General features: G+C 49.0%; 21 protein-coding genes and 2 tRNA genes. 15 read left to right on the top strand and 8 right to left on the bottom strand.

Annotated features, from left to right (window positions below):
* Nucleotides 1–96 precede the first annotated feature (96 nt).
* From EL628_RS16900 to EL628_RS16950, 11 genes are all read left to right on the top strand, one after another.
* The gene (locus tag EL628_RS16900; RefSeq protein ID WP_126581092.1) at nucleotides 97–2,568 is read left to right on the top strand and encodes a virginiamycin B lyase family protein; all 2,472 of its coding nucleotides are present in this window, start codon (nucleotides 97–99) and stop codon (nucleotides 2,566–2,568) included.
* Nucleotides 2,569–2,591: 23 nt separating this feature from the next.
* Nucleotides 2,592–3,179, top strand: coding sequence for a DUF4352 domain-containing protein (locus tag EL628_RS16905; protein WP_126581093.1), 588 nt, complete (start codon nucleotides 2,592–2,594; stop codon nucleotides 3,177–3,179).
* Between the two features lie 229 nt (nucleotides 3,180–3,408).
* A complete protein-coding gene (locus EL628_RS16910; RefSeq protein WP_126581094.1) occupies nucleotides 3,409–4,575 on the top strand; it encodes a DUF362 domain-containing protein in 1,167 nt (388 codons plus the stop codon).
* A 117-nt stretch (nucleotides 4,576–4,692) separates the two neighbouring features.
* Nucleotides 4,693–5,730, top strand: coding sequence for an NAD-dependent epimerase/dehydratase family protein (locus EL628_RS16915; RefSeq protein WP_126581095.1), 1,038 nt, complete (start codon nucleotides 4,693–4,695; stop codon nucleotides 5,728–5,730).
* Nucleotides 5,731–5,803: 73 nt separating this feature from the next.
* A complete protein-coding gene (locus EL628_RS16920) occupies nucleotides 5,804–6,805 on the top strand; it encodes an NAD-dependent epimerase/dehydratase family protein (RefSeq protein WP_161975557.1) in 1,002 nt (333 codons plus the stop codon).
* 383 nt (nucleotides 6,806–7,188) lie between these two features.
* Nucleotides 7,189–8,373, top strand: coding sequence for a radical SAM protein (locus EL628_RS16925; RefSeq protein WP_126581097.1), 1,185 nt, complete (start codon nucleotides 7,189–7,191; stop codon nucleotides 8,371–8,373).
* Between the two features lie 38 nt (nucleotides 8,374–8,411).
* A complete protein-coding gene (locus EL628_RS16930; RefSeq protein WP_126581098.1) occupies nucleotides 8,412–9,797 on the top strand; it encodes a glycosyltransferase family 2 protein in 1,386 nt (461 codons plus the stop codon).
* A gap of 86 nt (nucleotides 9,798–9,883) precedes the next feature.
* Entirely contained in the window at nucleotides 9,884–10,873 is a 990-nt protein-coding gene (locus tag EL628_RS16935; protein ID WP_126581099.1) for an NAD-dependent epimerase/dehydratase family protein, read from the top strand.
* A 123-nt stretch (nucleotides 10,874–10,996) separates the two neighbouring features.
* Nucleotides 10,997–12,148, top strand: coding sequence for a lysylphosphatidylglycerol synthase transmembrane domain-containing protein (locus EL628_RS16940; protein WP_126581100.1), 1,152 nt, complete (start codon nucleotides 10,997–10,999; stop codon nucleotides 12,146–12,148).
* A gap of 674 nt (nucleotides 12,149–12,822) precedes the next feature.
* Nucleotides 12,823–13,488, top strand: coding sequence for a response regulator (locus tag EL628_RS16945; protein WP_126581101.1), 666 nt, complete (start codon nucleotides 12,823–12,825; stop codon nucleotides 13,486–13,488).
* Nucleotides 13,489–13,553: 65 nt separating this feature from the next.
* Nucleotides 13,554–13,823 carry a zinc ribbon domain-containing protein gene (locus EL628_RS16950; protein ID WP_126581102.1) on the top strand — a complete coding sequence of 90 codons (270 nt, stop codon included), beginning with the start codon at nucleotides 13,554–13,556 and terminating at the stop codon, nucleotides 13,821–13,823.
* Between the two features lie 152 nt (nucleotides 13,824–13,975).
* Here the strand turns inward: EL628_RS16950 and EL628_RS16955 are convergent.
* Both EL628_RS16955 and EL628_RS16960 read right to left on the bottom strand, forming a co-directional pair.
* Nucleotides 13,976–14,048, bottom strand: a tRNA-Asp gene (locus tag EL628_RS16955).
* A 580-nt stretch (nucleotides 14,049–14,628) separates the two neighbouring features.
* Nucleotides 14,629–14,701: transfer RNA gene (locus tag EL628_RS16960), tRNA-Asp, on the bottom strand.
* Between the two features lie 298 nt (nucleotides 14,702–14,999).
* Between EL628_RS16960 and EL628_RS16965 the strand changes: the two genes are divergently transcribed.
* Together EL628_RS16965 and EL628_RS16970 are read left to right on the top strand one after the other, a co-directional pair.
* Nucleotides 15,000–16,019, top strand: a complete 1,020-nt coding sequence (locus tag EL628_RS16965) for a hypothetical protein (protein ID WP_126581103.1) — start codon at nucleotides 15,000–15,002, stop codon at nucleotides 16,017–16,019.
* A 231-nt stretch (nucleotides 16,020–16,250) separates the two neighbouring features.
* A complete protein-coding gene (locus tag EL628_RS16970; RefSeq protein WP_126581104.1) occupies nucleotides 16,251–16,793 on the top strand; it encodes an NYN domain-containing protein in 543 nt (180 codons plus the stop codon).
* 42 nt (nucleotides 16,794–16,835) lie between these two features.
* On the opposite strand, the gene EL628_RS16975 is transcribed toward EL628_RS16970, so the two are convergent.
* The 4 genes from EL628_RS16975 to EL628_RS16990 all read right to left on the bottom strand — a co-directional run bounded on the left by EL628_RS16975 (nucleotide 16,836) and on the right by EL628_RS16990 (nucleotide 20,569).
* On the bottom strand, nucleotides 16,836–17,609 hold the full coding sequence (locus EL628_RS16975; protein WP_126581105.1) for a polyprenol monophosphomannose synthase: 774 nt from the start codon (nucleotides 17,607–17,609) through the stop codon (nucleotides 16,836–16,838).
* Between the two features lie 80 nt (nucleotides 17,610–17,689).
* Nucleotides 17,690–18,721, bottom strand: a complete 1,032-nt coding sequence (locus EL628_RS16980) for a lysylphosphatidylglycerol synthase transmembrane domain-containing protein (protein WP_161975558.1) — start codon at nucleotides 18,719–18,721, stop codon at nucleotides 17,690–17,692.
* 15 nt (nucleotides 18,722–18,736) lie between these two features.
* Nucleotides 18,737–19,675 carry a decaprenyl-phosphate phosphoribosyltransferase gene (locus EL628_RS16985; protein WP_126581107.1) on the bottom strand — a complete coding sequence of 313 codons (939 nt, stop codon included), beginning with the start codon at nucleotides 19,673–19,675 and terminating at the stop codon, nucleotides 18,737–18,739.
* A gap of 204 nt (nucleotides 19,676–19,879) precedes the next feature.
* The gene (locus EL628_RS16990) at nucleotides 19,880–20,569 is read right to left on the bottom strand and encodes a Crp/Fnr family transcriptional regulator (RefSeq protein WP_161975559.1); all 690 of its coding nucleotides are present in this window, start codon (nucleotides 20,567–20,569) and stop codon (nucleotides 19,880–19,882) included.
* 386 nt (nucleotides 20,570–20,955) lie between these two features.
* Here EL628_RS16990 and EL628_RS16995 point away from each other — a divergent pair, with 386 nt between their 5' ends.
* Entirely contained in the window at nucleotides 20,956–21,990 is a 1,035-nt protein-coding gene (locus EL628_RS16995; RefSeq protein WP_161975560.1) for a P-loop NTPase, read from the top strand.
* A gap of 112 nt (nucleotides 21,991–22,102) precedes the next feature.
* Here the strand turns inward: EL628_RS16995 and pheA are convergent, their stop codons facing one another.
* On the bottom strand, nucleotides 22,103–23,017 hold the full coding sequence (pheA, locus tag EL628_RS17000) for a prephenate dehydratase (protein WP_126581110.1): 915 nt from the start codon (nucleotides 23,015–23,017) through the stop codon (nucleotides 22,103–22,105).
* Nucleotides 23,018–23,142: 125 nt separating this feature from the next.
* Nucleotides 23,143–23,331, bottom strand: a complete 189-nt coding sequence (locus EL628_RS17005; RefSeq protein ID WP_126581111.1) for a hypothetical protein — start codon at nucleotides 23,329–23,331, stop codon at nucleotides 23,143–23,145.
* A gap of 240 nt (nucleotides 23,332–23,571) precedes the next feature.
* Here EL628_RS17005 and EL628_RS17010 point away from each other — a divergent pair, with 240 nt between their 5' ends.
* Nucleotides 23,572–26,718 (top strand): ABC transporter permease, encoded by a 3,147-nt coding sequence (locus EL628_RS17010; protein WP_126581112.1) that lies wholly within the window; start codon nucleotides 23,572–23,574, stop codon nucleotides 26,716–26,718.
* Nucleotides 26,719–26,768 lie beyond the last annotated feature (50 nt).

Here is a 26,768-nt window from a genome sequence, read left to right on the forward strand (position 1 = left end):
TATTCCTCCTAGCCATTTCGGGCATTATCCTTATTGGTATGGTGGTACTGGCATGTCCTGATTATTAATTACTATTCAAAGAAGAGATGTAATTGCATGAAGAAGAAATTTACCAAAAAAAAGATTCTGGCCATGGGAGTAGTTCTGGTACTATTAGTTACCAGCCTGCTTGTCGTGATCAAATCTGCTATCGATGCCCATGCCCAGGCGGCTGGCATCAGCAGTTTCACGACCTATTCGGTTCCTGGTGGGAGTATGGATCCCTGGGGAACTGCATTTGATAGTACTGGGCGCGTCTGGGTAACTCTTCCAGGCTGCGATCCAAATCCCAGTTGTCCCAGTTCGACCCCTCCTGGCAAACTGGCACTTTTTGATCCCTCCTCACATACCTGGGTAACGGTCGTCTCACTCCCGGCTGGCTATGGTCAGCCATTGTTTGTTACAGTTGATCAGAATGGGAAAGTCTGGTTCACAATGCCGGTGACCAATGCCATTGGTATGTATGATCCAGTCAGCACAAACGTTGCGCAATGGGCCATTCCAACCGCCAGTTCAGGCCCATGGGGAATTGCACATGATGGCCATGGAAAAATCTGGTTTGCCGAACATTATGGGAATCAGATTGGTTCTTTTGATCCCAGTAGCCAGACATTCCATGAGATTGCTACCCCCGCCACGAATAGCAATCCCTACGGCATCACTGTTGATGGCTCAAATAATGTCTGGTTCGCTGAAAACACCTCTTCCGTTGCTTTAATTGGTGAATATACAAGCCAGGGGACATTAAAAGAGTTCAAGATTCGGAATACGCCTACGGGAGGGACCGGATTAACTCCACACCAGATTACGGTTGCTCCCGATGGCAAGATCTGGTGGTCAGAAGGCTGGGTAAGCGGAATTGGAACACTCGATCCTGCGACGGCTGTCCCTGGTACAAATACGGGGGTCCATGAATACTTCTATACTCCTTGTGGAGGCTGCTCATCGCATACTTCTGGTATTAGTACCGATCAGCAAGGCCTGGTCTGGATCGATGATTCCATCACCAATCAATATGGCTATATTCCAGCAATTGGAGGCTCATTCTCGCTCTATTACGCCAATCCTGGCAGCCACCCTCACGATGGTATGAATGTTGATGCTCAGAATCGTGTCTGGTTTAACGAAGAGTTTGCCAATGCACTGGCTCTGGCTATTCCCTCGGGCATCACGATCCCCACTCCAAGCCCGACCGTTCCCGTTACACCAACTGCTACGTCTAGCGCAACCAGTACGCCAACCCCAACCCCAGTGGGCACACCCACATCCTGGAGTCCGCTGGCCAGCGATACCTTCCAGCGCGCAAACCAGGCGCTATGGGGCACAGCCTCCGACGGTCATAGCTGGGGCGGCGACGCCAATAGTCAGACGTTCTTCTCTATTGCTGGGAATACTGGCCTGGTATCGAATACAGGAAGCACCTCCTACAGCGCAGTACTTGGCGCAAGCGCCACGGATACCGATGTTACGCTCACTGGCTCCTTAAGCGCCTTTACTGGTGGCAACTTCGGTGCGGTCTTGCGTTGGACCGATGGCAATAACTGGTATAAAGCCTATATCGACGGTTCAAGCCTGATCATCCAGAAAAAAGTTGGTGGCATCACAACCATTCTTGGGAGCACACCATTCACAGCGACAGGAGGAACCTCGTACAGCATCCATTTCCGCGCCACTGGCTCAACCCTCAGCGCCAATGTCTGGCCCTCGTCCAGCAGCGAACCCTCTGGATGGATGGTCAGTGCGAACGATTCGAGTCTAAGCTCTGGCTATGCTGGCTTGCGCGTTCTGACTCAGGGTAATACTCTGACAGTCTCGTCATTTACCGCCAATATACCAGGAAGTGGAACCGCAACCGCAACTGCAACCCCGGTGGCCAGTCCGACTGCAACTACAGTAGCCAGTCCAACTGCAACCGCAACCTCTGTAGCCAGCCCTACAGTCACTTCGACCCCAACATCTGGTGCCACCATCGCAACCGATACCTTCCAACGCGCCAATCAAGCCTATTGGGGCACTGCCTCCGATGGTCAGACCTGGGGTGGCGATGCTAACACGCAGAATTTCTTCTCGATTACGAACAACACAGGCCTCGTCTCCAATGCGGGTAGCGCCTCTTATAGCGCTGTCCTGGGAGCAAACTCAACCAATGCAGAAGTCTATCTGACTGGCTCATTAAGTGCCTTTGCCAGCAGCAACTTCGGTGCGGTCTTACGCTGGACCGATGGCAATAACTGGTATAAAGCCTATATCGACGGTTCAAACTTGATTATTCAGAAAAAAGTAGGCGGCACCGCTACTGTGCTCAGTAGTGTCCCTTTTGCGACCACTGATGGAGGCACCTATAGTCTTCATTTCCGCGTCTCAGGTTCGACGCTTAGCGCAAATGTCTGGGCTTCTTCGGGCACTGAACCCGGCGGCTGGATGACAACAGCAACTGATAGTAGCCTGACCTCAGGCTATTGTGGTCTGCGCATCCTCACGCAAGCTGGTACGTTTACAGTGACTTCTTTCCTGGCAAAGCAGGCGTGAGGAACAACGAAAGGAACACATTCATGGTTGCTCAAACGATCCGGCGGCAGCTTCTGTTCAGTAGCATCCTACTGCTTCTGATGGTATGCATAGCTGCCTGCGATGCGCCAGGGAACAGCAGCACAACCCATACTGGACCTGTCCAGGCAACAGCAACGCTCCACCAGGTTCACCCTACAAGCGTCAGCGGCTCGCTGACGCAAGGGCAGGGACCAATACAGGTAGCAACACCAACGCTGGTTCCTGATGGATCAACTACCACTCAGCAGATCGTCCTGGGCGATCGAACGCTCATCATTTATAGTGCGAACAAACAAAAAAGTAGTAGCGAGAATGCCACGCTCATCAATCTGGATCTTGCTATCCAGAATACGAGCGAGCAAGCCATCAAAAATCAAGCAACATTTTTTCAACTCCTTGGTGCTGAAGGCGACACATTCTCCTACCAGTACAATAGTACTGATGATTTTTATGGCACGATTGCTGCACATGCAACCCAGAGAGGACAGATTGATTTCCAGGTCCCGACTGGTGCAGTGAAGACCATTAGTCTGCTCTATCGCCCTGAAGATGCGAAAGAGACGACGATTATCCAGTTAAAACTCTCCTGATCTATCCACAATCAGGATGGGGGCGATGATACGATCGTACCTCATCCTGATACTATAGCTCATTGAGCAGAGGAGCATCCTTTTGCTACCTTATAGCTTAGATAATCTAGTTTAAGCACAGCTATTTCGATTGCTCCACCTTGCTCTGTTAGAGACACAATCCACTTGTGATCAGAAGACGAGGCCCTTGCAATAGCTCAGCAGAAACCGAGAAAGAGAAATTGTGACTATGGTAGCAACGCAACCCCTTACTGATACCATCGCCATTACCCGCACCTTTGACGGCATTGAGGCCGCAGCCCATCGCGTCATTGCCCAGGCCGGTGGAATGGCATCCGTCGTGAAAGATGCTCGGATCGCCGTTCTTAAACCAAATTTTGTGGCTGGACGCTCAGCAGAGACAGGCTCGACGACAAGCTTTGCCCTGCTCAAAGCCGTTGCTGAAGAGGTCCGCGCCTGTGGTGCAGAACCAGTACTCTGCGAAACGCCCGGGACTGAGTTTGATCGCGAAGCAACCTACACGATTCTGGGTGTGGAGAAGTTCTGCGAAGAGAATGGCATCCGAATTGCCCGTGTTGATCCCGAGGGCGGTGAGCAGGATTGGCTAGAACTAAAGCCGTCCGGCGCGAAACGCTTGCGCACCTTTCATAAACCCAAATTTATGCAAGATGCCTGCTACATCAATCTCCCGGTCCTCAAAACCCATGTCGTCTCGGCAATGACCCTGAGTATGAAGAATACAATGGGCATCTTACCCCGTCCCGACCGTCGTTCTATGCATACCTTTGGCATCGATCAGTCGATCGTTGATATGAACCTGGGCATCAAACCAGACCTCATTATCGTCGATGGCAGCGTGGGCCAGGATGGCGAGGGACCTCTCTATGGCGATAAGGCCGATCTCGAAGTCTTAATCGCAGGACACAACAGTCTCGCTGTCGATCTTGCCTGCTGTGACTTAGTTGGTATTAAGCCACGCGATATTCCCCATCTTAAACTGGCTCTTGAACAATTGGGAGAACCTGCCTGGAACGTTGTGGGTGAGAATCCCGGTCTGATCAAACAGTTTCGGCTCCCTGAACAGAAAAAACTCTATCGCTTTATCTTCTGGCTCATGTATCCACTCGATTATCCCTATACAATGCTTGTTGAACGCGGCAAACACTTCTGTACTACTCTCTATGGCACCGGTCTGGTTGGCAACCGACCACAAATTAAAGAGGCGAATTGCACCCATTGTGGAAAATGCGTCGAAGCCTGCCCACTTCCCAATGTCATTAATCTCCAGACGTTAAAGGTGAACTATAAGACATGTCAGCGCTGTCTGCTGTGCTTTGAAGCCTGCCCAGAGAATGCAATCAGCGTCAAAGGATATTCAGGTCTACGACAGGCGTAAGTTTTCTCTCTTGTTTTATGCTCATACTCGCAAACTTTCTATGCACGAATAACAGCGATGAATACCTTTTATATGAAATGTTATTTCACAATCGATCCATTATGAGGAGGATTTCTAATGAAAGTTCTACTTACTGGCGCCACTGGCCTATTAGGAAGTCATTTATTACAGGCTTTACAGCAGCGTGGAGAGCATGTTCGAGCGCTGGTCTTACCCGTCGAAAATGCCAGCAAGCTCGAAGCACAGGGGGTTGAAATTGTCCGCGGCGACGTGACTGACGCCAGTACCCTGGCTCCAGCACTGAAAGATATTGAACTCACGATCCACCTTGCCGGTATGATGGGCGTTGATCGCCCCCTGGCGGACTATCGCCTGGTCAATGTCACTGGAACGGAGAACCTCTATCGCGCAGCACAGGAAGCTGGTGTACGCCGCTTCGTTCATACCAGCTCACATACGGTCTATGGGCTTGGGCATGGCCGCTTCTTAAAAGAAGAGGATGAGTTGCGCCCCGATAACGATCCTTATAGTATTACCAAAACCGAAGGCGACATCCTGCTGCGCCGTCTCATGCAAGACAGTAAGGTCGAGACCGTTATCCTCCGCCCTGGCACGTTCTTTGGACCTGGCGATCGCCTGCACTATGGCCGCATGGCTCAGCGTGTAAAGGCTGGCAAAGGACTGCTCATTGGGCGCGGCAAGAATGCTCTTCCCTTCTGCTATGTGACCGATATTGTTCAGGGCTTCCTCCTGGCTGCTTACCACGAGAATGCTCCTGGCAATGTCTACAATATTACCAATGATCGCCCACTGACGCAGCAAGAGATCTTTAACGCCATCGCCGATGATGTCCAGGGCAAACGGCCAACACTACACCTGCCATATTATCCTATCTTTTACGGCGCATTTGTGGCCAAGGCTCTGGCCGATCTGACTCATACCAAGCCCCTGGTTACTCCCCTTGGTGCCATGATGTTTGGAACCGATAACAAACATAGCGTGGACAAAGCCCGCCGTGAACTGGGGTATGAGCCAGCAGTCGAGCTACGTGATGGACTCAAACTTGCCGCAGCCTGGTTCAATGCAGGTGGAATGGACCAGCCACTGGTCACTCAGGCCAGCCAGTATGCCCCTCTGGGTGGCGCAAAAAGCTAGGTCTGTACTGAGACCATCCCATCCCATCCCATACGTTCAATACGCCACTTTCAAGGAAGGCAGGACCAGCAGCGTGAAAGCACTTGTCACAGGGGCAGCAGGTTTTTTAGGCGGTCATCTTGTAGAAATGTTAGTAGAGCGTGGAGATGAAGTCCGCGCTTTCATCCAACCAGGTCAGGATAGAACACTATTGCAGAGCCTGCCTGGTGTTGAGGTGATAGAGGGCGACCTTACCGATGCAGCATCCCTTAAAAAGGCCGTTCAAGGGATACAACGGGTCTACCATATCGCCGCTAAGACGGGCCCATGGGGCCCCGAAGAGATCTATCAAGCCACAAACGTTCAGGGAGTCCTCGATCTGATCGCAGCGGCTCAGGAGGCTGGCGTAGAGCGAATTGTTCACACAAGCTCAATCACGGTCTATGGACATCATCTGCGTGGTCTGGTGGCCGAAGATTATCCCTATCATGCCGAGAATAATCCTTACAGCCGAACCAAGATCAGTAGCGAGAATCTTATCTTTAAGCTGGTCAAAGAGAAAGGGGCACCAGTTGTGGTGATACGCCCCGGCTGGATCTATGGGCCACGCGATACGGCCAGCTTTGCTCGCTTCGTCAGCCTTGTTCAATCAGGCAAAGGCTTTCTTCTGGGGAGTGGAAAGAACATTGTGCCCATTGTCTATGTGCGCGATGTAGCACAGGGTCTGATCAAAGCTGGCGATGCTGGCAATGAGGCCGTCGGTCGGGCCTATACCATCGCGAACGATCAACGTGTCACCCAGGCCGAGTATCTAAACAGTATTGCAGATGCTCTTCAAGTCCCACATATCTCACGTAGCTATCCTTTTACAGCGATATTCCTGGCAGGTCAGGTGGCTGAGGCTGTCTGGCGACTCAAAGATTCTCGCCAACAAGGGGCACCTCCACCAGTCACGACCTATGGTGTAACCCTGCTGGGGAGAGATCAGCGCTTCTCGATCGATCGCGCCCGGCAGGAATTGGGATATGCCCCTGAGTTTGATCTGAAGCGTGGAGTAGCACTGGGAGTAGAGTGGTACCTGAAAGAGCGTCGCTAAAAAAAGTGTTTTACAGCCTGTACCATCGCTTTCTCGCAAGATCACCTCACTCAGCGAGAGAATGCAAGATACGATAGTACACCTTCTATGATCCTTTTGGCCGAGCCTTTTGGGATAGACTCAACTATACTTAATGGAAACACTATCTAAATCTCATTGTGTTTCTATAAACCAGATACGACAAAAGGCAAATTTGCAATTCTTTCTTATAACACCTTGTAGACCAGATCAATCTTCTACAAGGTGCTATCCGGGAGAGATCAGGTTACAGGATGGGTTATCTTGCTCGACTTATCATTCTACCTGGCTCATCTCATTATGCTTTATCTTTTTCATTTTGAGCAATCTTTATGATCTAATTGACCTAATGGGAGTACACACACATGCTCGAAGTATTACCAAAAATCGCGAAAATGCAAGCCTCATATGCTCTTGGCAAGACCTTTGCACTTCCTATGAATTATACGATCAGTGTAAGCTATCGCTGCAATTCTCGCTGTAAAACCTGCAATGTCTGGCAACGCCCCAATGATGATTTTACCATGGAAGAATATGAAAAGACCTTTGCCTCAATTGGCCGAGATGCCTACTGGTTTACCTTTAGCGGTGGCGAACCAACCCTACGCAAAGATCTCCCCGATATGGTTGAATCAGCCTATCGCAACTGTCGCCCTGGCATCATCAATATCCCTACCAATGGCATTCAAGACAATATTATCCCTGGCCGCATCGAACAAGTCCTGAAAGCTGCTCCAAAGAGCGATGTCATTATCAATCTCTCACTCGATGGGATCGGCGAAAAACACGATATCATCCGTGGCGTCAAAGGCAATTTTGCTCGTGCTATGCGCACATATGCTGGCCTGAAAGCCTTAAAGGGCCGCTATAAAAATTTCTCTCTGGGTGTCCATACCGTTATCTCCAATTTCAATGTCCACGAATTTGACTCTATCTATTCGTTTGTTCGCGATGAATTGAAGCCTGATTCCTTCATCAGCGAGATTGCTGAAGAGCGCGTTGAGCTGGATACCGTCGGCATGGGTATCACTCCTCCAATCCAGAAGTATCAGCCAGTGATCGAACGCCTCCAACAGGGTATCCGCAATGCAGAATTTAGCGGCGTCTCTAAAGTGACCCAGGCCTTCCGCGACCGCTACTATGATATTGTCAAACGCACCCTCGTTGAGCAGCGCCAGATCATCCCTTGCATGGCTGGAGTTGCCTCCGCTCAGATCGCGCCCAACGGCGATGTATGGACCTGCTGCATCCGCGCCGAATCCGTCGGAAATCTCCGCGACCATGGATATGACTTCCGTTCAGCCTGGAAGACCGTTAAAGCGGATGAGCTACGCCGCAGCATCAAAGCTGGTGAGTGCCACTGCCCCCTGGCCAATGCCTCCTATACAAATATGGTCTGCCACACCCCAACGCTGGCCAGTGTTGCCACTCAGGTCGGCAAAGAGATCGTTACCTCCCCTTTTAGTCAGGGCCGTGCAGACAAACGCCGTAATCTGACCGTCATCAACACAACAGGAGCAGAAAACACCAACTCGACACTCCAGGCCTAAAAAGCAGTTCTCTGAAAATATGATCGTGAGGTTCAACCATGCAAGAGGTTCAACCCATCCAGGAAGAGCAACAGCTACCGTCGGGCAATGAAGCCCCTGGCTGTAGTGTGGGTATTATGGCCTATAACGAAGAGGCGAATATCGCTCATACGGTCAATCTCGTGCTTGAACAAGGAAGTTCAGCACTCTCTATTGAAGAGGTCATTGTTGTTGCAAGTGGCTGTACGGATCGTACAGTCGCTATTGTTACAGACATTGCCCATCAGGAACCCCGCGTTCGCTTATGTATACAAGAAAAACGTGAAGGGAAAGCCTCTGCCATTAATCTGTTCTTAAAACAGGCGCAGAGCCCTATTGTTGTCCTGATCGGGGCAGATGTGATTCCCGCTGAATCAGCATTGGAGTCGCTTTGTCTTCCGCTGAAAGATCCAAAAGTGGGGATGGTTGGAGGCCGCCCTGTCCCGGTCAACGATCCAAACACATTTATGGGTCATGCAGTCCATCTCCTCTGGCGCCTCCACGACCGGCTGGCGCGGGTGAATGCGAAATTGGGCGAGGTTATTGCATTCCGCAACGTGATTTCAGGTATACCAACAGGTAGTGCGGTCGACGAAATGTCTATTCAGGCCCTTATCTCTCAGTTGGGCTACCAGACGATCTATGAGCCAGAATGTATCGTCTATAATAAAGGCCCTTTGACCGTCCGCGATTTCTTGAAGCAGCGTCGGCGCATTTATGCCGGACATTTACAGGTCCGTAAACAACAAAAGTACGAAGCTTCGACGATGAACTCAGGGCTTATTCTGCAACAATTGCTCAGCCATCGCGACTTTACCATGCGTACCCCCCAACAGGCAATCTGGACGCTAGGAACGATCATTCTCGAGGCGCTCGCTCGTTTCCAGGGCTACTACGACTATCTGCGCAAACGCGAACACCATATCTGGCAAATGGTGGAATCGACAAAGGATCTCGAATTAGGAACCCAGGCGAGACGCCGCCTGAGCAATACACTCAGCGTTATCATCTTCCGCCTGATCCTCGAAGATCCCGAAGGCGATCTCCTGACGCATGAAAGCGAAGACCGGGATGCCGGTGAAGCCATGCGCAAGCTCTTACCCATACTACGCACGCAGCTGCGAAAAGAGGGCAATCTCTCTCTCTCCATCAGTGGACCGGGTATTCTTACGGTCGTTCTTCGCGCAGAACAGCATGAAGCAGAACTGCTGTCGCAACAGATTCAAAAGATCGTACAGTCTACTCCTGTACGGATTGGGATGCGCGGACGCGAGGTAAAAATGACCGTCGCCCATAGCTCCCTGACCTTTAAAAGCGAGAAAAAGGCTCTGTCCATTACTAATTCACAGGCCCAGGTGCAGGATGCAGTCATCTCTTCCAGCTTATCAAGCGAAACTGCCTTATAGAGGACTTACATGAAGATAGCATATCCTATTCTTTTCTCTATCACTATTCATCACACAGCGATCACATCAATGGTAAGGAGCCGGTAATGACAATCTTGGTTACAGGAGCAACTGGCTTCTTAGGGAGCGCCCTCGTCACAGAACTGGTCAAACGTCAGCAGACCGTCCGTATTCTTGTGCGCGATGAGCAGGCGGCTCGCAAGCAATTCGGTGAAGCGGTCACCATTGTTGTTGGGGATATTACCAATGCAGCACAGGTCCAGCAGGCCGTAGCCGGAGTAGAGACCATCTATCATCTCGCCGGACGACTCTATCATCCTGCAACACCAGAAGAGCTTTACTACCAGACCCATGTAGAAGGGACACGAACCTTACTACAGGCCTGTCAGAATCAGCCACAACTACAGCGGATTATTCATGTCAGCACAACAGGTGTTCATGGAATCACTGGAATGACACCAGCTGCCGAAGATGCACCGTTTGCGCCAACCAATCCTTATGAAAAGACCAAATTAGCCGGAGAGCAGCTCGCCCTCAAGGCCTATCAAGAACAGGGCTTACCAGTCAGCGTGGTACGGCCAGGACTCGTCTATGGCCCGGGAGATCTCCATCTCCTAGGATTTTTCAAGTCCATACAGAAAGGCCTGTTCCGCGTCATTGCTGGTGGAAAAGCCTGTCTTCATCCCGTCTATATCGATGATATGGTTGCAGCCTTTTTACTGAGCGCTGAAAGAGAGCAGGCTCTCGGTCGTACCTATAATATAGCAGGAGACCAGATTGTCTCGATCCGCCAATTGTCAACGGCCATCGCTGCCTCACTTCACCGCAAACTTCCTGGTGGAAGTATTCCGCTCTGGTTAGCCAATCTGGCCTCGGATATCTTTAATCTTATTCCAGGCATAAAAGGTGAAAACGCGCCCTTGACTCGAAGCCGTGTTGCTTTCCTCACGCATAGCCGCGTGTATGATATCAGCCGCGCTCGTACTGAACTGGGCTACGAACCCAAAGTCAAGCTAGACCAGGGCCTGCAACTGACAGCCGCCTGGTATCAAAAAAACCATCTATTAGAAAACTAATCAAGCTGATAGCTGATGAGCATTCTGCAGGGAATCTGGAGATAGGTGCGTATGGATACAAAAGAACAGTTGTTATTGACTCAAGGATACCACTATGCTCAGGCTATGAGGAGGAAATAGCTTATGAAACGTACCTTGAGCAATCCTGCTGTAAAAATCATCTTAGGACTTTTATTGGGTGTTGGCTTATTATTACTTATCTCTCGCTTTGTGAACTTTGCAGACAGCTTGAGCGTCATCCAGCAACATCTGTTGACTCCTCGAGGGATCCTCTTTGCACTGCTTGGAGGGTGCTCTTTTCTCACAGCATTTGCCATCCGAGGAGTCCGCTGGAGACTCTTTCTCAATGCAGTTGGTTCGATCAGAGTAATTACAGCCATTCGTATTGCGTTTATCAGCATCTTTCTCAACTTCCTGCTTGTTACAGGCAGCGGAGAGATTGCACGAGCGCTTATCCTGAAACGGACCGCTAATATTCCTATAAGTCGATCATTACCAACCATTGCAATGGATCGCTCATTAGATCTCCTACCAGCCCTTGGAATCATCGCAATTGTACCATTCCTTGGCTTGCAGCTCGACTTCAAGATCTGGATTGTGCTTGCACTGGTGGTCGGTCTGTTGTGCGGACTGATCTGTTTTATTGGCCTCACCGTCTGGAAACGTACAGTGGCGATCATGGTCCTGCATAAGATCAGCAGTCTGTTTCCGAAAAAACTGGGCAAAAAAATTGAAGATTTCGCGACCAATCTGGTTGACTCATTAATCGTTGCCGCCAGCCATCCCAAAGCCTTCCTTCCAGCAATCGTTCTCACCTGCCTGGCACTCCTCTGCGATGGACTCTTTGCAATGTTTATCTTCTGGGCCATTGGGCTCCCCATCTCTTTCCGCATGGCGATCTTCGGCTATACGGTCTTTAACATGTATACCATTCTTCCCACCCCACCAGGACAATTAGGGAGCAATGAAGCCGTTGGTCTGCTGATCTTTACAGGCCTGCTCCATTTACCAGCGGCCAAAGTCACCGCAATGTTTGTCGTCTCCCATCCCTGGGCCGCCCTTCTCATGTCCACTGCGGGCCTGATCAGCATGAAAACATTGGGCCTCACCTTAACAATGACGCTAAAGATGGAGCCACAAGAAAGCCCGGTCGAGGAACCGCTTGCTCTGCCGCTCGATATTCCCCTCAAAGCCAATTATATTGAAATTATTGATGATGATCCAGATATTACAGAAAAGCTTACTGCCGTTCGCTTGAGGAGTACGCCAGTTTAAAAAGACTTTTATCCCTTATAAATCAATTTCTCTATCTATAACTTAATCAAAGTAAACTGATGGTTGCTGACTATCAGTTTACTTTATGTGGCATTCAATCGATCCTAACGTCCTCCATATATCCTAATAATATAGATAATTTGAAAATGATCTGGTATAATAATCCTTGAGGTTTGAGGAAAGCCTCACTCTCCCATCCCAACACATTGCAAACTCATATAAAATATGGACAATGTAAAGTCCATCCACCAAAGATGTGCAATTCCAACGTAGATATGTAGAGAAGAAGCGTGTTTCTTCTCTATGCTTACAGGCAAGGGTATCATCACAATTTTAATGGATGAGGCTATCGTAGCGTTTTTTAGTCATACTATGGCATCACAATAGTTTTGATTAAAGGGAAAACACAGTCTCTCAACAGTTCGTACAGGCGCATACTCAAGCAAGGTGATCTATTCTCTCCTTTTTGCAGACCATGCGCGTCATTGTACCCGGAACCTCATCGGCATACCCAATAAAAATAGGATAAGGCTGGCAACGAAATGCACCGCGTTGGATACCACATTTCGTTCCCTGGGCTTCCCTTACCTTTGACAGTGTTTCGTCGAAAAATCATTGAAACAAGTTGTAGGTAGTAATACTGGAGCACCAGAGTTAAGGTAGACAATGAATATATGGAAACACAAAAAATAATTAATGCTACGATTCGCATATTAGTAGTTGCCGATCATGTCATTTTGCGCCAGGGTATCCAGGCTATGCTTACTGCGGAAAATGACTTCGATATCGTAGGCGAGGCTGGAAGTGGGAAAGCTGCGATTCGCCTGGCCAGCGAACTAGAACCTGATATTGTCTTGATCGATACTTCTCTGGAGGCCACAAACGGGCTAGATATCGCCCACCAACTCCTACGAAGCGCCCCTAATACCCGTATTGTTCTCTTTGCTGGCTCCAACGATGAAAAGTTGCTTTTTGAGGCTCTTCGCATCGGTGTTCATGGATATTTACATAAAACTCTCTCAATTAATGAACTTCGTGAAGCACTTCGAGCAGTTCAAAGAGGCGAACGCGTGCTCGGACAATCTCAGGCTGTTACTCAGGTCCTGGTCGAATTTCATCGCCTGGTGACGGAACAGACTCGCCTTAGCCGAGGCCTCAGTACGACTGAGATTGAGCTGGTCCAACTGGCATCTAAAGGGTATACCAATAAAGAGATTGGCAAACAACACTTCTGGAGCGAGGTGCAAGTAAAACGCAAAATGCAAGAGATCTATCGTAAGCTCCAGGTTACCGATCGCGCTCAGGCAGTCGCAGAAGCTATGCGCCAGGGCCTGATATAACTAAGATTTCTTCTATTATTATTGCTCACTTCTTTATTTTTTATGGAAATTGAAAGGAATTTGTCATGACTGAATGTCCACAATGCGGAACAAATAATGAGGATGATGTAAAAAATTGTAGCAAGTGCCGCATCAATATGTACTGGGCCTTCCAACATTTTGATGAGCTTGCAGCCATCCGCAAAGCCAATGAATTAACGATTGCACCCGCCAGCCCCACGTTCCTGGTTGAGACAAGCCAGAAGGTCGATAAGGGTCCAACCGCTGGCTGGCTCCACAATACGATCAAGAAGTTTGGCTTCAAGGATGCCGGCAAGAAGGTCTCCACTATCTAATCTTCATTGCTCCGATCTCCTGCTTATACTTGACGGATATGCGATTCGCATGTCCGTCCTTTTTTTGTTTCTTATCTGGTTGACAAAAAAACAAAAACGCCAACACTTGTATGTGTTGGCTTGTCCAGTGTGTCTCACTGGGAGAGTTTCGGCGGAACCGACGGGACTTGAACCCGCGATCTTCTGCGTGACAGGCAGACATGTTGACCACTACACCACGGCTCCTCTTGTGCGCTTGCTGCTCGGTTTGTTCCACCTCGCCGCTCACAGACACTATATTACCAGACAATGCTCAACCTGTCAACACCTTTCTCCACTCATTCCGTATTAGGAGAGAACGGAAATTGGGAGAGAACCGAAAGAAAACAATCTCTAGCAGACCGGTTCAAGAGCTCTTTGACGCAATAAGAGCAGTACCAATACCCACAAAAACTGCACCACATCAGGACCGCAATAAGACCGCTGCTGGATATGCATGGCCATGTGGCCTTCTGCTGTCAAAGCTCCGAAGACCGCCAAATGATCATACGTCAGCGGGATGGATAAGATCGGAGTCTGACGCGCTGGCACATAGTACATACAAACAGAGTTAGCAAGGCAAACGACGTTTCATCAGCCCAGCCAATCACCCATTGCTCTTCCTGGGCTTTTTAACGCGTCCCGCATTTCCTCAAGTTTTGACGGAACCAATCATATTCGGATCCGTGTTCTTCCAAGTAACAACCCAGTTAAGTTGGACCAAAAACAAAAATACCGACACTTGTAAGTGTCGGCTTGTCCAGTGTGTACCACTGGGGAGTTTCAACGGAACCGACGGGACTTGAACCCGCGATCTTCTGCGTGACAGGCAGACATGTTGACCACTACACCACGGCTCCTCTTGTGCGCTTGCTGCTCGGTTTGTTCCACCTCGCCGCTCACAGACACTATATTACCAGACAATGCTCAACCTGTCAATACCTTTCTCTGCCAATCTCTCTCTACCAGAGAAAAATCATTCTTTCTCGATGCACAAATTTCATACATCCACATGAGTTATGATGCTATAATTGTACAAGGATTTCCATCCGTTCTTTATATATAGCAGATATATAGCAGATTGATTGTAGAGGACGCTACATAGTTCATAGGTTGACAGCAGAGGATAGTTAGATCGAGCATAAGGGAGGCAATGCCATGACCACTAATCAGAATGGACAACCTGTCGCAGCTCTCGAGAATGACCCGTTACAGATCTCCTGTCCTATCTGTCAGGCAGTGTATACTCCTGCACCAGCCTATCTCCATCTCCTCCAGACCTCTTCTTTTGCTCTGGAATCGGCCTTTATGAGTATGTGCCACTTCTGCTTTCGCTGCCGCAGGCCTGCCTGTCCCAGCTGCTGGGATAACATTCATGGCCTCTGTGGCCTCTGTACGCTTGAAGCAGGGCTTGCCTTTCGCTCGTTTGATCCACCACTCCCTGGCTCACCACGCTATCGCTCAATCTCGGCAGAGCTCAATCTCAAAACTGCTCCTCGTTTGCAATGTATTCAGCCCGGGCGGCTACAGGATGATATCGTTCCCTCTGAACGCGTAACCACCATTCCTCTTCGCGCACTGGCTCGACAACGTGCCACCAGACGCAATCCCTCTCCAAACAGAACAGATATCGACCAAATTACAACACGTCCAGATCCTCATTTAGAACAGGCTGAACGCCCTACACGTCCAGATCCTCATCCAGAACAGGTCAGGCTTCCTACGCGCCCAGAACGCTCTCACATACCCACCAGGGGCAAAACCAGGCATACTACTCAATCTCTTCAACGACCTGAACAGCAGTTACACCATCCAGATAAGCCAGAACTTCCAACACACTCAGTACACGCCCCCCTTGCTCAGCAAGAGCCTCGTTCAGACAAGAGACAAAGAGAATATGAACTTGCCACACGACCGGGACGAGAAAGCTCAGCACGTCTTCCAGCCCATACAAGGAGTAAAGCCATGCAGGCCCATCAAGAGGCTGCCAGATTCTATACTCAGTTAGAACGCATTGCCAGCGCACTTCTGCTAGGATTCAGTGGACTCCTCATCATTTTAATAACCTCCGCAGTCGCCTCTCCAGATGTGAACGCAGCCATTATTCAGCTCTTACATCTCGATATTCGTGGGGAGCTCGCCTACCTCTGGCACCTTCTCAGGCTCCTACATCTATAACTTTCCCTTCAATAGGAATGATCACCATGTTGCCTTATGGCAATAGTCATAGATAGGATGTCATTCCAGTCAAAGTACGGTACAATACAGATATTCCAACGCTACCGCTTGTTTTTATGTTGAAAAAGAAGCATTGTCAACAAAAGGAGTGTAAAGCGTTACCCATCAGCGCCCGATCATGCAAGGCTGATGGCATAACGTTGGAGAGAAGGAAAAAAATGAGAGGTTTCCATGGCTCATCAGATCTTAATTGATGGCTATAATGTCATCAAAAACAATGCAATGTATCAGGCAGTTGAGAGCAAAAATATTGCCAATGCACGCACAATTCTGCTCACACAACTTAAAAATCGGTATCGTCATACCCCTTACCATATTATCGTCGTGTTTGATGGCAATGATAAAAAGGAACAGATCAGCCATGATGACCATATTCGCATCATTTTTTCACGGTATGGTGAGACCGCCGACAGCGTTATCGCCCGCATCGCTCGAGAGGCTCGACAGGCGGGACATACCACTACCCTCTATAGTGACGATGGAGAAGTCAAAGAGAGCGTAAAAGATCAAGGAGGAAATGCTAAAACCACCCACCAGCTCACCACCCACTTGAATGCTGCCCCCAGCGATGTTGCCACCCGCTCCCACCACCGCCAGGCCATGCGCCGTATCTATGGAATTGATCCTGCCTACAAAGATGAAGAGGCCATCGAGGCCTCTTATCAACCACAAAAAGGCAAAAGAAAACACAGAGCGGCGAAACGTCATAGATAGAAATATAATTATATAAAAGACGTTCCGCCGAACCATCTCTCCTTACTTGCTTGAGGAGGTAACCTCTTCAGGCTGTGTAACCGTCACCGCTACTGGCTTTCGCGTATAGGTCTGCTTATTAAAGCGCGCTTTCGCAACATACGTAAAGCCCTCAATAAAAATTTTGCGCGACATTTTAGATTTTCCTACGCGACGATCCATGAAAACAATCGGGGTCTCAACAATTTTATACCCCAACTTGACCACGCGATTGGTCATCTCTACCTGAAAGGCATACCCCTGAGCCTGCACGGTATCCAGATCCAGGTTCTCCAATACCTCACGGCGATAGCAACGATAACCAGCTGTACAATCGTGAATTGGCAGGCCCAACATTGCTCGGGTATAGATATTGCCACCACCGCTAATAATGCGGCGCGACAACGACCAATTAGGGGTATCACCACCAGGAATATAGCGAGAACCAATCACCAGATCAGCGTGCTGAATCTCGCGCAAGAAATCAGGCAGATATTTAGGATCATGTGAGAAATCGGCATCCATTTCAAAGGCCGCATCATAACCATGGCTGATAGCATACTTAAATCCTGCTATATAGGCGGTGCCCAGTCCCAGTTTACCAGTACGATGCATCACACTCACGCGAGGGTTCTGCTCATGAAGCTGATCTGCCAACTGGCCAGTGCCATCAGGAGAATTATCATCAACAATTAAAACATCAGTATCAGTATCTTGTACATACGAGAAGATTCCATCTAATAGCAAAGGTAAGTTCTCGTATTCATTATAGGTAGGTATAATAATGAGTGCTTTCATACAACTTTCTCCTGTACTCGCTAAGACAAATATGGGCGCTGTGTACAAACCCACAACCATTATGCAGTGATCCACTGCGCTCAATGTTTCTGCAAAAACGCTATGGTCTCTTTCTTGTTTCTCACCCCTCGCTCCCAACCATCTTCTCGTTGTTCTGGAGGATCTTGCCTGGGTAATGAGCGTGCTTTAAGCAGGGCCACAAGGCCAACCAGCAGCCCAAACCAGAAAGTACAGAGGCGCATCAACAATGCAGCAGCCCCTCCCAATGTATTGGACGACGAGATCAGAACTCGTGTCAATCCAACAATACTTCCGTCAGAAGTCCCCAGGCCACCTGGCAGCCCGGAGATCGCACCTACAACCGCAGCAATAGCCGTAATAAACACTGAGCGCAGCAAAAGATCGCTACCACCAGCAATCCCTAGCCCAACACAAATGTAATAAAAGGCAACCGCCTCTGCAAACCAGGCAAACAGGCCGAAACCAATCGCGATCAACAATGGTCGCCATTGAAACAACACCGCAACATTCTCATGAAAAACCTGTAACAAATGTGTCCATCTCTTCAAAAAAGCATTCCTATCAGCTTTCTTTAGCAGGAAAAGACCCACTCGTTTATTCTGGAGCAAGGCTACTCCTACAACCTCACAGAGAGCAAACACTATAAGCCAACCCCAACCAGAGCGATAAAAGCCTAACCCGACAGTTGCTAGTAGCATCATTGCCATACCATCAGTAAGACGTTCCGCAACCAGAATTGGTGTCGTCTGGCTGATTGGAACCCCAGATACGTGCCTGACCTGATAGCATTTTAATAGCTCGCCAACTTTTCCAGGTGTCACGGCCATCGACAGACTGGAGAGAAAAATGAGGACACTTTTCTCCCAGGGGATGGAGATCTCGAGAAGTCGTAAATAATACTGCCATTTCAGAAAACGCCCAAGCCAATTGCCAGATGCGCATCCCAAAATGAGTGGCAAAAACCACCACTGAAAACGCGATAAGGCCACCACCATTCTTGGTAGATCCCCATACAACGTCAGTGCAATGGTTACCGCAAAAGCAAGTACCAGTGATAACACTATACCAGTACGAATCTTCGGAGTAAACAAACATATACTCCAGTACTATGGTAGTAGATACAGTACGGAAACGATTAAGACTGTACAGAGTACAACGGTTACCAGCATATGCCGGTCACGTAGTAGGACTTCTTCGGGACTTCCGCCCTCCATACGCATATAGACGAGATACAAGTACCGAAAAATTCCATAAAAGACAAATGGAATCGTCACAAAAATAGGGTGACGATCTCCCGTTGGGCTCTGGAAGGAGTATAAGCTATATGCCATCAATGTCCCAACAACGGTAATTGTGATCATCTGGTCAAGCATCGGAATGCTGTACTCTTTCAGGATCTGTCGATGACTGCTTGCCTGCCCCTGTAATAAGACCAGTTCATGTCGTCTCTTACTAAAGGCCAGAAACAGGGAGAGAAAACAGGTGACGAGATAGAGCCACGGCGAGATCACTACAGGGACGGCAACTGCACCCGCCAGAATACGGAGCACAAAGCCTGCCGCAATACAAAAGACATCAATGAGCACCACATGCTTGAGCCGAAAGCTGTAAAAGATCATCATCAGCAGATAACCTGCTACGATCAGGGCAAAAAGAAGGTTGGTTCCCCCAAATTGACGATAAACATCATGGGTCGAAAATGGTACTCCAAAGAGGGTGATTGTCAGTACTCCACAGAGAAGTGCAATCCCTACCATTTCGCCGATAGCCCAACTTATCGGCAAACGACCAGAAGGCAAGGCACGTGAGCGCTTGATGGGATGCTGTCGATCCTGCTCCAGGTCCAGCAGGTCATTCAAAATATAGATACAGCTAGAAGCAAGACAGAAGATCACAAACGCCAGCAGTGTTCTCTCTAAAGAGGGTATGTTGCTCAGCTTCTGTGCAAATACCAGGCCGATGAAAACAGCAAAGTTCTTTGTCCATTGGCGTGGGCGCAAGATCGAGAGGAGCGCTCGTAGCCGCGTTGCAGTGCTTCTATTCAAAGGAGCTTCTTTCTCTGCGACAAGAGAGGGAGCTCCTTTCTCATTCGGTTGCACTGGGGGTTGTTTCGTCGAAATAGGTTTCTCCAAGAGTTCGCAGTCCCTTCAACACGTACTGAGTTGACACAAAAACAGGTACACGACTCCTTTGGGACGTCTTACCTCTACCTGAGGTCACAACCATTCCAGACTCGTCTTGTACTACTGCTAGTATATGCGCCGCTTCAAGTCTGCAATACGATGCAGGGTGATCCGGTGACGGTCGGTACTAAGGTACTGGCGATCCATAAAGTAGCCAAGCACTTTATTAACACTCTCACGTGAGGCTCCAACCATTGAGGCCAGTTCTTGCTGGGTCAGGCGCATATCAATACGCACTCCCTCAGGACCTTGAATACCATGACTCTCGGCCAACTCCAATAACTTTTTGGCAACACGACCATAGACATCTAAAAAGATGAGATCTTCGACTTTCTGATCCGTCATACGTAGCCGTTTGCTCAAAACTTCAAGGATCTGAATGGCTATCTGTGGCACTTTGATAATGGTGTTGTGGAAATCTGTACGTTGCAGGGTATAGCATTCAACTTTTTCAAGGGCAATTGCGTCAGCAGAGCGTGGGAGCCCGTCCAGGAGCGCTAATTCACCAAAACATTCCCCTTTGCCAAAGACCACCAGGGAGATCTCCTGTCCATCAGGGCTGATCAAACAGATCTTTACTTTTCCTTCTTTGATAACGTAGAGAGCCTGACCTGGATCGTCGCGATGAAAAATAACTTCGCCCGCACGAAACGTGCGTCTCTTGGCGACAGACATGAGGATAGTTATATCTTCATCATTCAAACCCTGGAAAAAATCTACTTGTTTCAGGTAATTTGCCTCGGTCTCTGCCTCCATACCGTCTCTCCTATGTTCCGTCATCGCGTCCCTCAAACTATCCTCGTGCTCTTGCAGATCATGATAACATACTCATCTCTCCCCACGCAATTGCTCTGGCATCCGATGACTTCGTTCATCTTCCGCTCCAATGGTTGCGTCGAGAAAACTGATTCTCGTACAATAAGACGTGTTTCTCTACCTTCCCTCAAATGCTCTCTTTCTGTTCCCTATGGGGTGAAAGGGCTACCAAACTTTCTATAGTCAGACTTCCCTGGCTTGTGCTATAATTATTTCAGAGTAGAACGGTCGGAATTAGCTTTTTTATCTCATCTTGTCAACCATTGCTATTACTTTAAGAAGAGCGGCTGGCTATCTGAGCTCTGCCGCATATGAGGATACGAAACATGGCGGATACGATTACTGCCGATATGGTCATTCATGATGTCGTCACCAAATTCCCTGCGACGGTGAAGGTTTTTCATGGCCATGGCCTCCCCTGTACGGCCTGTGCCGTTGGTGCCCGTGAAAGCGTCGCCGGTGGCGCACGCACTCATCGGTTCACACCTGAGAAACTTGATCTTCTGGTACAGGATCTCAATGCTGCAGTCAACGGTGAACCAATCTCTGTGGCCCCCAAAAAAGCTCCTGTTGGGCGCGGGGTGCCTTTAACTATGGCTTCAAGCGAGCCCAATCGCAAGATTAAAAATGTTATTGCTATTATGAGTGGAAAAGGTGGCGTCGGCAAATCACTGGTCACGGGCCTGCTCGCAGTCTCGCTCCGCCGCCAGGGACTCCAGGTCGGCATCCTGGATGGCGATATCACTGGTCCTAGCATCGCTCGTATGTTTGGCACAAAAGGACAGCCCTCTAAGTCTGCCAATGATGGGATTGAGCCTCTGCGCAGCAAAGGGGGCATCAAAGTGATGTCGATGAATATGTTCCTGGAACAGGAGAGTGATCCTGTGGTCTGGCGTGGTCCGATGGTGTCAAGCGCCATTAAGCAGTTCTATAATGATGTCGATTGGGGTAATCTCGATTATCTTCTGGTCGATCTGCCTCCAGGGACTTCCGATGCTCCCATGACGGTCATGCAGTCTCTCCCACTGGATGGTGTGGTGATTGTCTCTTCACCTCAAATGTTGGCAACGATGATTGTTATGAAGTGTATCAATATGGTACAACAGTTAAAAGGTGAGATTGTTGGTGTCGTTGAGAATATGTCCTATTTCCAGACACCTTCCGGCGAGCGGTATGAGATCTTTGGACCCAGCAATGGAACCGATCTCGTTGGCATGACTGGTGCACCTCTGCTTGGCACGATGCCTATTGATCCAGCATTGGCGGCTCTCTGCGATGCAGGTCGCGTTGAAGAATACTATGCCGAACCATATGAAGTGCTGGCACAGAATTTTGTCAGCACGCTAAAAATTAAGCGCTAAAACTGATTCTGCTCTGGAAGAAAACAAAGGAGACGGTGCATAAAGCTCTGTAAAGAGCCGCTGCACCGTCTCCTTTGTTTTCTTCCATACTTCTCCAGGGAGATGGCAGGATCTAGATAGTGCGTGGAAACGAGCCTAGCACCTTACAGAATGTTGTATGCCCTGCCAGATCTGCCAGCGCACTCCGCACTCCTGAATCATCACGGTGACCCTCAAGGTCAAGATAAAAGACATATTCCCAGGCCTGTTGTCGCGAGGGGCGCGATTCAAGCTTCAAGAGGTTAATCTGATTCGCCGCCAGATAGCCCAGACAGGCATAAAGGGAGCCTGGCTGGTGGGAGGTGGCCATTACGAGCATGGTCTTTGATTTCCCCTCTTTAAGCAGAGCAGGCACCCGGCTGAGGGCGATAAAGCGCGTGTAGTTATCTTTGATTGTCTGAATCCCACGCGCAAGAATATCCAATTGATAAAGATCCGCTGCACTTGCACTTGCTACAGCGGCTACTCCCTGAAGCTGCTCTTCCCGCACCATTTTGGCGCTGCCTGCGGTGTCATAGGTGGCGACGATCTCTACTCCAATCTCACGCAGAAAGGCATCGCTCTGGGCCAGAGCCTGGGGATGAGAGATGACACGCTTGATATCGCTCATCTTCTGACCAGGTAAGCTTAACAGACAATGATTGACAGGATGAGCGATCTCTCCAATGACAAAGAGATCATGCTGGCGCAGGAGATCATACACATCATTGATACTACCAGCCTGGGAATTTTCGACTGGCACAAGGCCATATTCAACTTCTCCCGTTGCTACCGCTCGGAAGACATCTGCAAAGCTGCGACAGGGAATAGGAAGGATCTGCTCATAGTATGACTGCGAAGGTGTCGAATCTGAACTCTGCAGATACGAGTGGAAATAGGCCTGGACAGCCTCGTCACCAAATGCTCCTCGCTCGCCTTGAAAGGCCACCAGGAGATCACTTCCACCAACTGAAGATACTTGATTTGACTGCTGTAGCGATGATGTCATCCCGCTTCTCTCCTCCAATGACTATTTGCGCCGATTGTGACAGTTTGAAGAGGGATTGTCAAGTGGACAAAAAAAACAAGCCCCAGAAGATGGGGGCTTGCTTTGGGCTCTGACAAGGCAGCAGCTTACTGGCCCTGATAATGTTCTTTATGGTAGAAGGACATTCCCTTGCCCATGACTTTTACCGGCTGTAGATCTTTCAACCAGATTGGCTCTCCACATTTGACGCAGACTTTATCTGTGATGTGATTGACCTCTTCGCGATTCGCAAGTGAGGCACGAGCTGTCTTTGAAAGTTCACCCTTCTTTGGCATTGTCTATCTTTCCCCTTTCGCCTAAGGTTGTGTCTGATAAGAAATCCACGCTGTGGCTTCTACTTCTATGAACACATAAGGTTCACATTTTGTTCCTTAGTATAACATAGCTAATCTCACGAGACAATCTCTAGCAAAGTTTCTTTCTCTCCATTCATCCATACATCTTCTCTCTTCACTTTTGTGTTATAGAAGAGATACCTCAAACGATCCTAATATGACAGAGATTGGAAGAAGATCATGACAGCTTCACAAAGCCAACACCCACAGAGAAGGGACAACATATCGTCTTTTCTCTCTATCGTTACACTTGCTGGATGGCAGATCCGTCAGACCTGGCGTTTGTTGATTGTTACGGCATTAGGAATGATGGCGGCGGTGCTTCTGGTCTGCGCCGTTCCTCTCTATTCTGAGGTCGCTTTAAATGCAGGGTTACGCACATTGTTGCAGTCAGATTCTGCTAATGCTACGATTAATGTTCATGGGAAAGTTCAGGCTACTGGCATTGGCCCTGTACTGAACCAATTATCAGATGTTGCTGAAAGCGATCTTGGCTCTCAAATTTATACCATACCTGATCCTCTCTCAATCCAGATCCATGGGTATGGCACTACGTCACCAGGCCTCTCTCTCATATTACCTGATATGCAGGAAGTGCAAACTTTCTCTCAACTTACTCCTTTTTTAAATAGCCCCAGGCCACAAATGCAATTGCTGGGCTTCCCACAGAAACATCTCTCTTCTCATGTGAAATTACTTGCTGGACGCTTGCCCGCTCAGGCGACAGATGCTATTGAGATCGCTCTGACTCCACAGGCTGCTCAATGTCTCTATAAGACCCCTTTCCACTCTGGCTTTATCAGTCCTGCGCCTCAATGTGCGCCTGCATTGAAAATTGGCGATGAACTTACTCTTTTTGCGCCTTTTGATAAAGCCAATAGCCGCTTCTTAACACCCGATCAGCAGACGGCGCTCAACAATTCACCCAATCCTACGAATCGTTGGAAAGTCCGGCTCGTTGGTCTCTTTCAACCAATCAATCCTCACGAGGACTATTGGCATGGAGCATCTTTTGACCAGAATGCTATCGATCCTCAAAGAAGTCCACAGCTCCCTAATCTCTCCAGTGCTCTGGTGGCAACTGAAAGTCTCATTTCCACTATTGATGCCCCTCAGCCAGCCGCTAAATCTACGAATAGCGGCACCAGTCAGCTTCCTCCTACGCCTCTACCTGCTCCAGCTTATCTAGCCAGTACAGATGTTTTTGGCGATTTTCACTTCAATCTTAACACTATTACAACTGATAATCTTGATTCACTTCTGACCAATCTGAATACGTTTACAACGGATGCAACGAACAATCCAGTTAATACTATTCATTATGATAGTGTCAATACTCCTGCTGATATCCTCTCGACCTTTCAAACACGGCTGGCTCTCGCCCAGATCCCTGTTGGACTGCTCCTTATTCTCATTGCCGGAATGGCTCTCCTCTTTATTGCTATTGCTACGGAGCTCCTTGTAGAGCGACAGACGGATGTTATTGCCATTCTGCGTAGCCGAGGGGCCAGTCGCTGGCAGATCTTCAGCGTTTTTACGCTCCAGAGTCTTCTCATCGCGCTCTGTGTTCTGTTCCTGGGACCCCTCCTGGCCATTCCATTGACGATAATACTGATTCACTTCCTGTTTCTGCATTCCGATATGGGAGCGCTCTCTCTCATTACTTCTGATCCCTTCCAGACTGTCTGGGGTATTCGCTGGTATGCACTGGGCGCCCTGGGAGCCAGCCTGGGAGTGACTCTCTTTACACTCTACCAATCAACACGACTGGATGTGCTGGCATTACGCAGAGAGACTGGACGCCAGAGCCGCCCTTCACTCTGGCAGCGCTTCTATCTCGATGCTTTGCTGGGCCTGCTGGCGCTGGCCGGCTATGGATATACCCTTTATATACTTAATACAGGGACGCTGAATGATTCCGCAACTATAGAGCTGTTGTCGCCTCTCGTTCTTATCTCTTCCATGCTCGTTTTACTGGCTCTTCTCTTGCTCTTCCTTCGCGTTATTCCGCGTCTGGCACAAGGTGGTGCTCATCTGGCCGCTCGCCGCAGTGGGATCTCTGGAATGCTTGCTCTGGCAAATATTGCCCGTACCCCACGACAGGCACAACGCATTATCCTCCTGCTTACTCTGACTACTGCTCTCACTATCTTTACATTGATTTTTTCAGCTTCACAAAATCAACGCATTTATGATGTTGTAAATTATCAGGTCGGAGCTGATTTTAGTGGATGGCTACCAGACGATAACATGGGTCTGGCCTCTGATATCAATCTTCGCTTTCAGCATATTCCTGGTGTCCAACATTCATCAATTGGTCTACTAGATAATGCACAGTTTCTAGGGGCCACTTTCCAGATCAAAGCGGTCGATACAGCGCAATTTGCTCAAACGGCGATCTGGTCTCCTCGCTATTCGCAACAGTCTCTGCCCAGTCTGATGAGCCAGCTCTCCAGTCAGCGCGCTCAAGCACAAAAAGATCATGTCTTACCTGTGATTGTTGCAGCCGATACCGCTCAGGCATTGCGTGTCTCTGCTGGCTCACGAGTCTCTATCACTATTAATCAGAATACTATCCCTTGCCAGGTACTCACTATCGTTCAGGCGATCCCTACCACAAATATTACCTCAGGGACAACTCGGTTTACCGGTGGCGGTATTCTGGTTGACTATCAGACCTATGCGGCGCTTTTAAGTACGCCAGATCAACCCATTGCTCCCAATTACGTCTGGATTCGCTCTTCTCCAGAAGCCAATCAGAATCTTATCCGCGCCGCCCTTACTCAACTTATGCTCCCTCGCTCCCTTATTCTGGATCGGAGAGTTTTTATTGCCTCTCAGCAACAAGATCCTGTGATCCTCAATCTGGTGGGGGCAATGACAATTGGGACGGTGGCTCCTCTATTCCTCTCTTTACTGGGGAGTTTGCTCATTTCATGGCTCAATGCCCGCAATCGTCTTCTCGGTTTCTCTCTCTTGCGAGCCCTGGGAACAAGCCCCCGTCAATTGGCCGGGATGATCTCCTGGGAACAAGGGGTCATCTACACGTTCATGTTAGTGTTGGGGATTATTGCCGGTTTCTTACTCTCTCTTATGGTTCTCCCTTCGCTCATTCAGACGAGTATTATCGTGAATGGCGAAAATGGAGGAACAAGCAATGGACTGGCACAACATATTCCTCTCCCTCAACTCCAGATCATTTTTCCTGCCTCGCTCTTTTTTGTGATCGGGGGGCTCATTCTGATCTGTTTTACCGCACTGGTCTTGATGGTCCGCTTAGCAACCCATCCGTCGCTCAGTCAGACCCTACGCTTAAATGCTGATTAATATCTTGTACGATATCACCCCTGATGAGACAGAGACAAGCGTCCCATCAG

The organism is Tengunoibacter tsumagoiensis (assembly GCF_003967535.1).
Taxonomy (GTDB): Bacteria; Chloroflexota; Ktedonobacteria; order Ktedonobacterales; family Ktedonobacteraceae; genus Tengunoibacter; species Tengunoibacter tsumagoiensis.

Bases quoted from the DNA above. Each gene is read 5' to 3' on its own strand.
- EL628_RS16900 (WP_126581092.1), top strand. From the start codon at position 97: ATGAAGAAGAAATTTACCAAAAAAAAGATTCTGGCCATGGGAGTAGTT.
- EL628_RS16905 (WP_126581093.1), top strand. From the start codon at position 2,592: ATGGTTGCTCAAACGATCCGGCGGCAGCTTCTGTTCAGTAGCATCCTA.
- EL628_RS16910 (WP_126581094.1), top strand. From the start codon at position 3,409: ATGGTAGCAACGCAACCCCTTACTGATACCATCGCCATTACCCGCACC.
- EL628_RS16915 (WP_126581095.1), top strand. From the start codon at position 4,693: ATGAAAGTTCTACTTACTGGCGCCACTGGCCTATTAGGAAGTCATTTA.
- EL628_RS16925 (WP_126581097.1), top strand. From the start codon at position 7,189: ATGCTCGAAGTATTACCAAAAATCGCGAAAATGCAAGCCTCATATGCT.
- EL628_RS16930 (WP_126581098.1), top strand. From the start codon at position 8,412: ATGCAAGAGGTTCAACCCATCCAGGAAGAGCAACAGCTACCGTCGGGC.
- EL628_RS16935 (WP_126581099.1), top strand. From the start codon at position 9,884: ATGACAATCTTGGTTACAGGAGCAACTGGCTTCTTAGGGAGCGCCCTC.
- EL628_RS16940 (WP_126581100.1), top strand. From the start codon at position 10,997: ATGAAACGTACCTTGAGCAATCCTGCTGTAAAAATCATCTTAGGACTT.
- EL628_RS16945 (WP_126581101.1), top strand. From the start codon at position 12,823: ATGGAAACACAAAAAATAATTAATGCTACGATTCGCATATTAGTAGTT.
- EL628_RS16950 (WP_126581102.1), top strand. From the start codon at position 13,554: ATGACTGAATGTCCACAATGCGGAACAAATAATGAGGATGATGTAAAA.
- EL628_RS16965 (WP_126581103.1), top strand. From the start codon at position 15,000: ATGACCACTAATCAGAATGGACAACCTGTCGCAGCTCTCGAGAATGAC.
- EL628_RS16970 (WP_126581104.1), top strand. From the start codon at position 16,251: ATGGCTCATCAGATCTTAATTGATGGCTATAATGTCATCAAAAACAAT.
- EL628_RS16975 (WP_126581105.1), bottom strand. From the start codon at position 17,609: ATGAAAGCACTCATTATTATACCTACCTATAATGAATACGAGAACTTA.
- EL628_RS16990 (WP_161975559.1), bottom strand. From the start codon at position 20,569: ATGGAGGCAGAGACCGAGGCAAATTACCTGAAACAAGTAGATTTTTTC.
- EL628_RS16995 (WP_161975560.1), top strand. From the start codon at position 20,956: ATGGCGGATACGATTACTGCCGATATGGTCATTCATGATGTCGTCACC.
- pheA (WP_126581110.1), bottom strand. From the start codon at position 23,017: ATGACATCATCGCTACAGCAGTCAAATCAAGTATCTTCAGTTGGTGGA.
- EL628_RS17005 (WP_126581111.1), bottom strand. From the start codon at position 23,331: ATGCCAAAGAAGGGTGAACTTTCAAAGACAGCTCGTGCCTCACTTGCG.
- EL628_RS17010 (WP_126581112.1), top strand. From the start codon at position 23,572: ATGACAGCTTCACAAAGCCAACACCCACAGAGAAGGGACAACATATCG.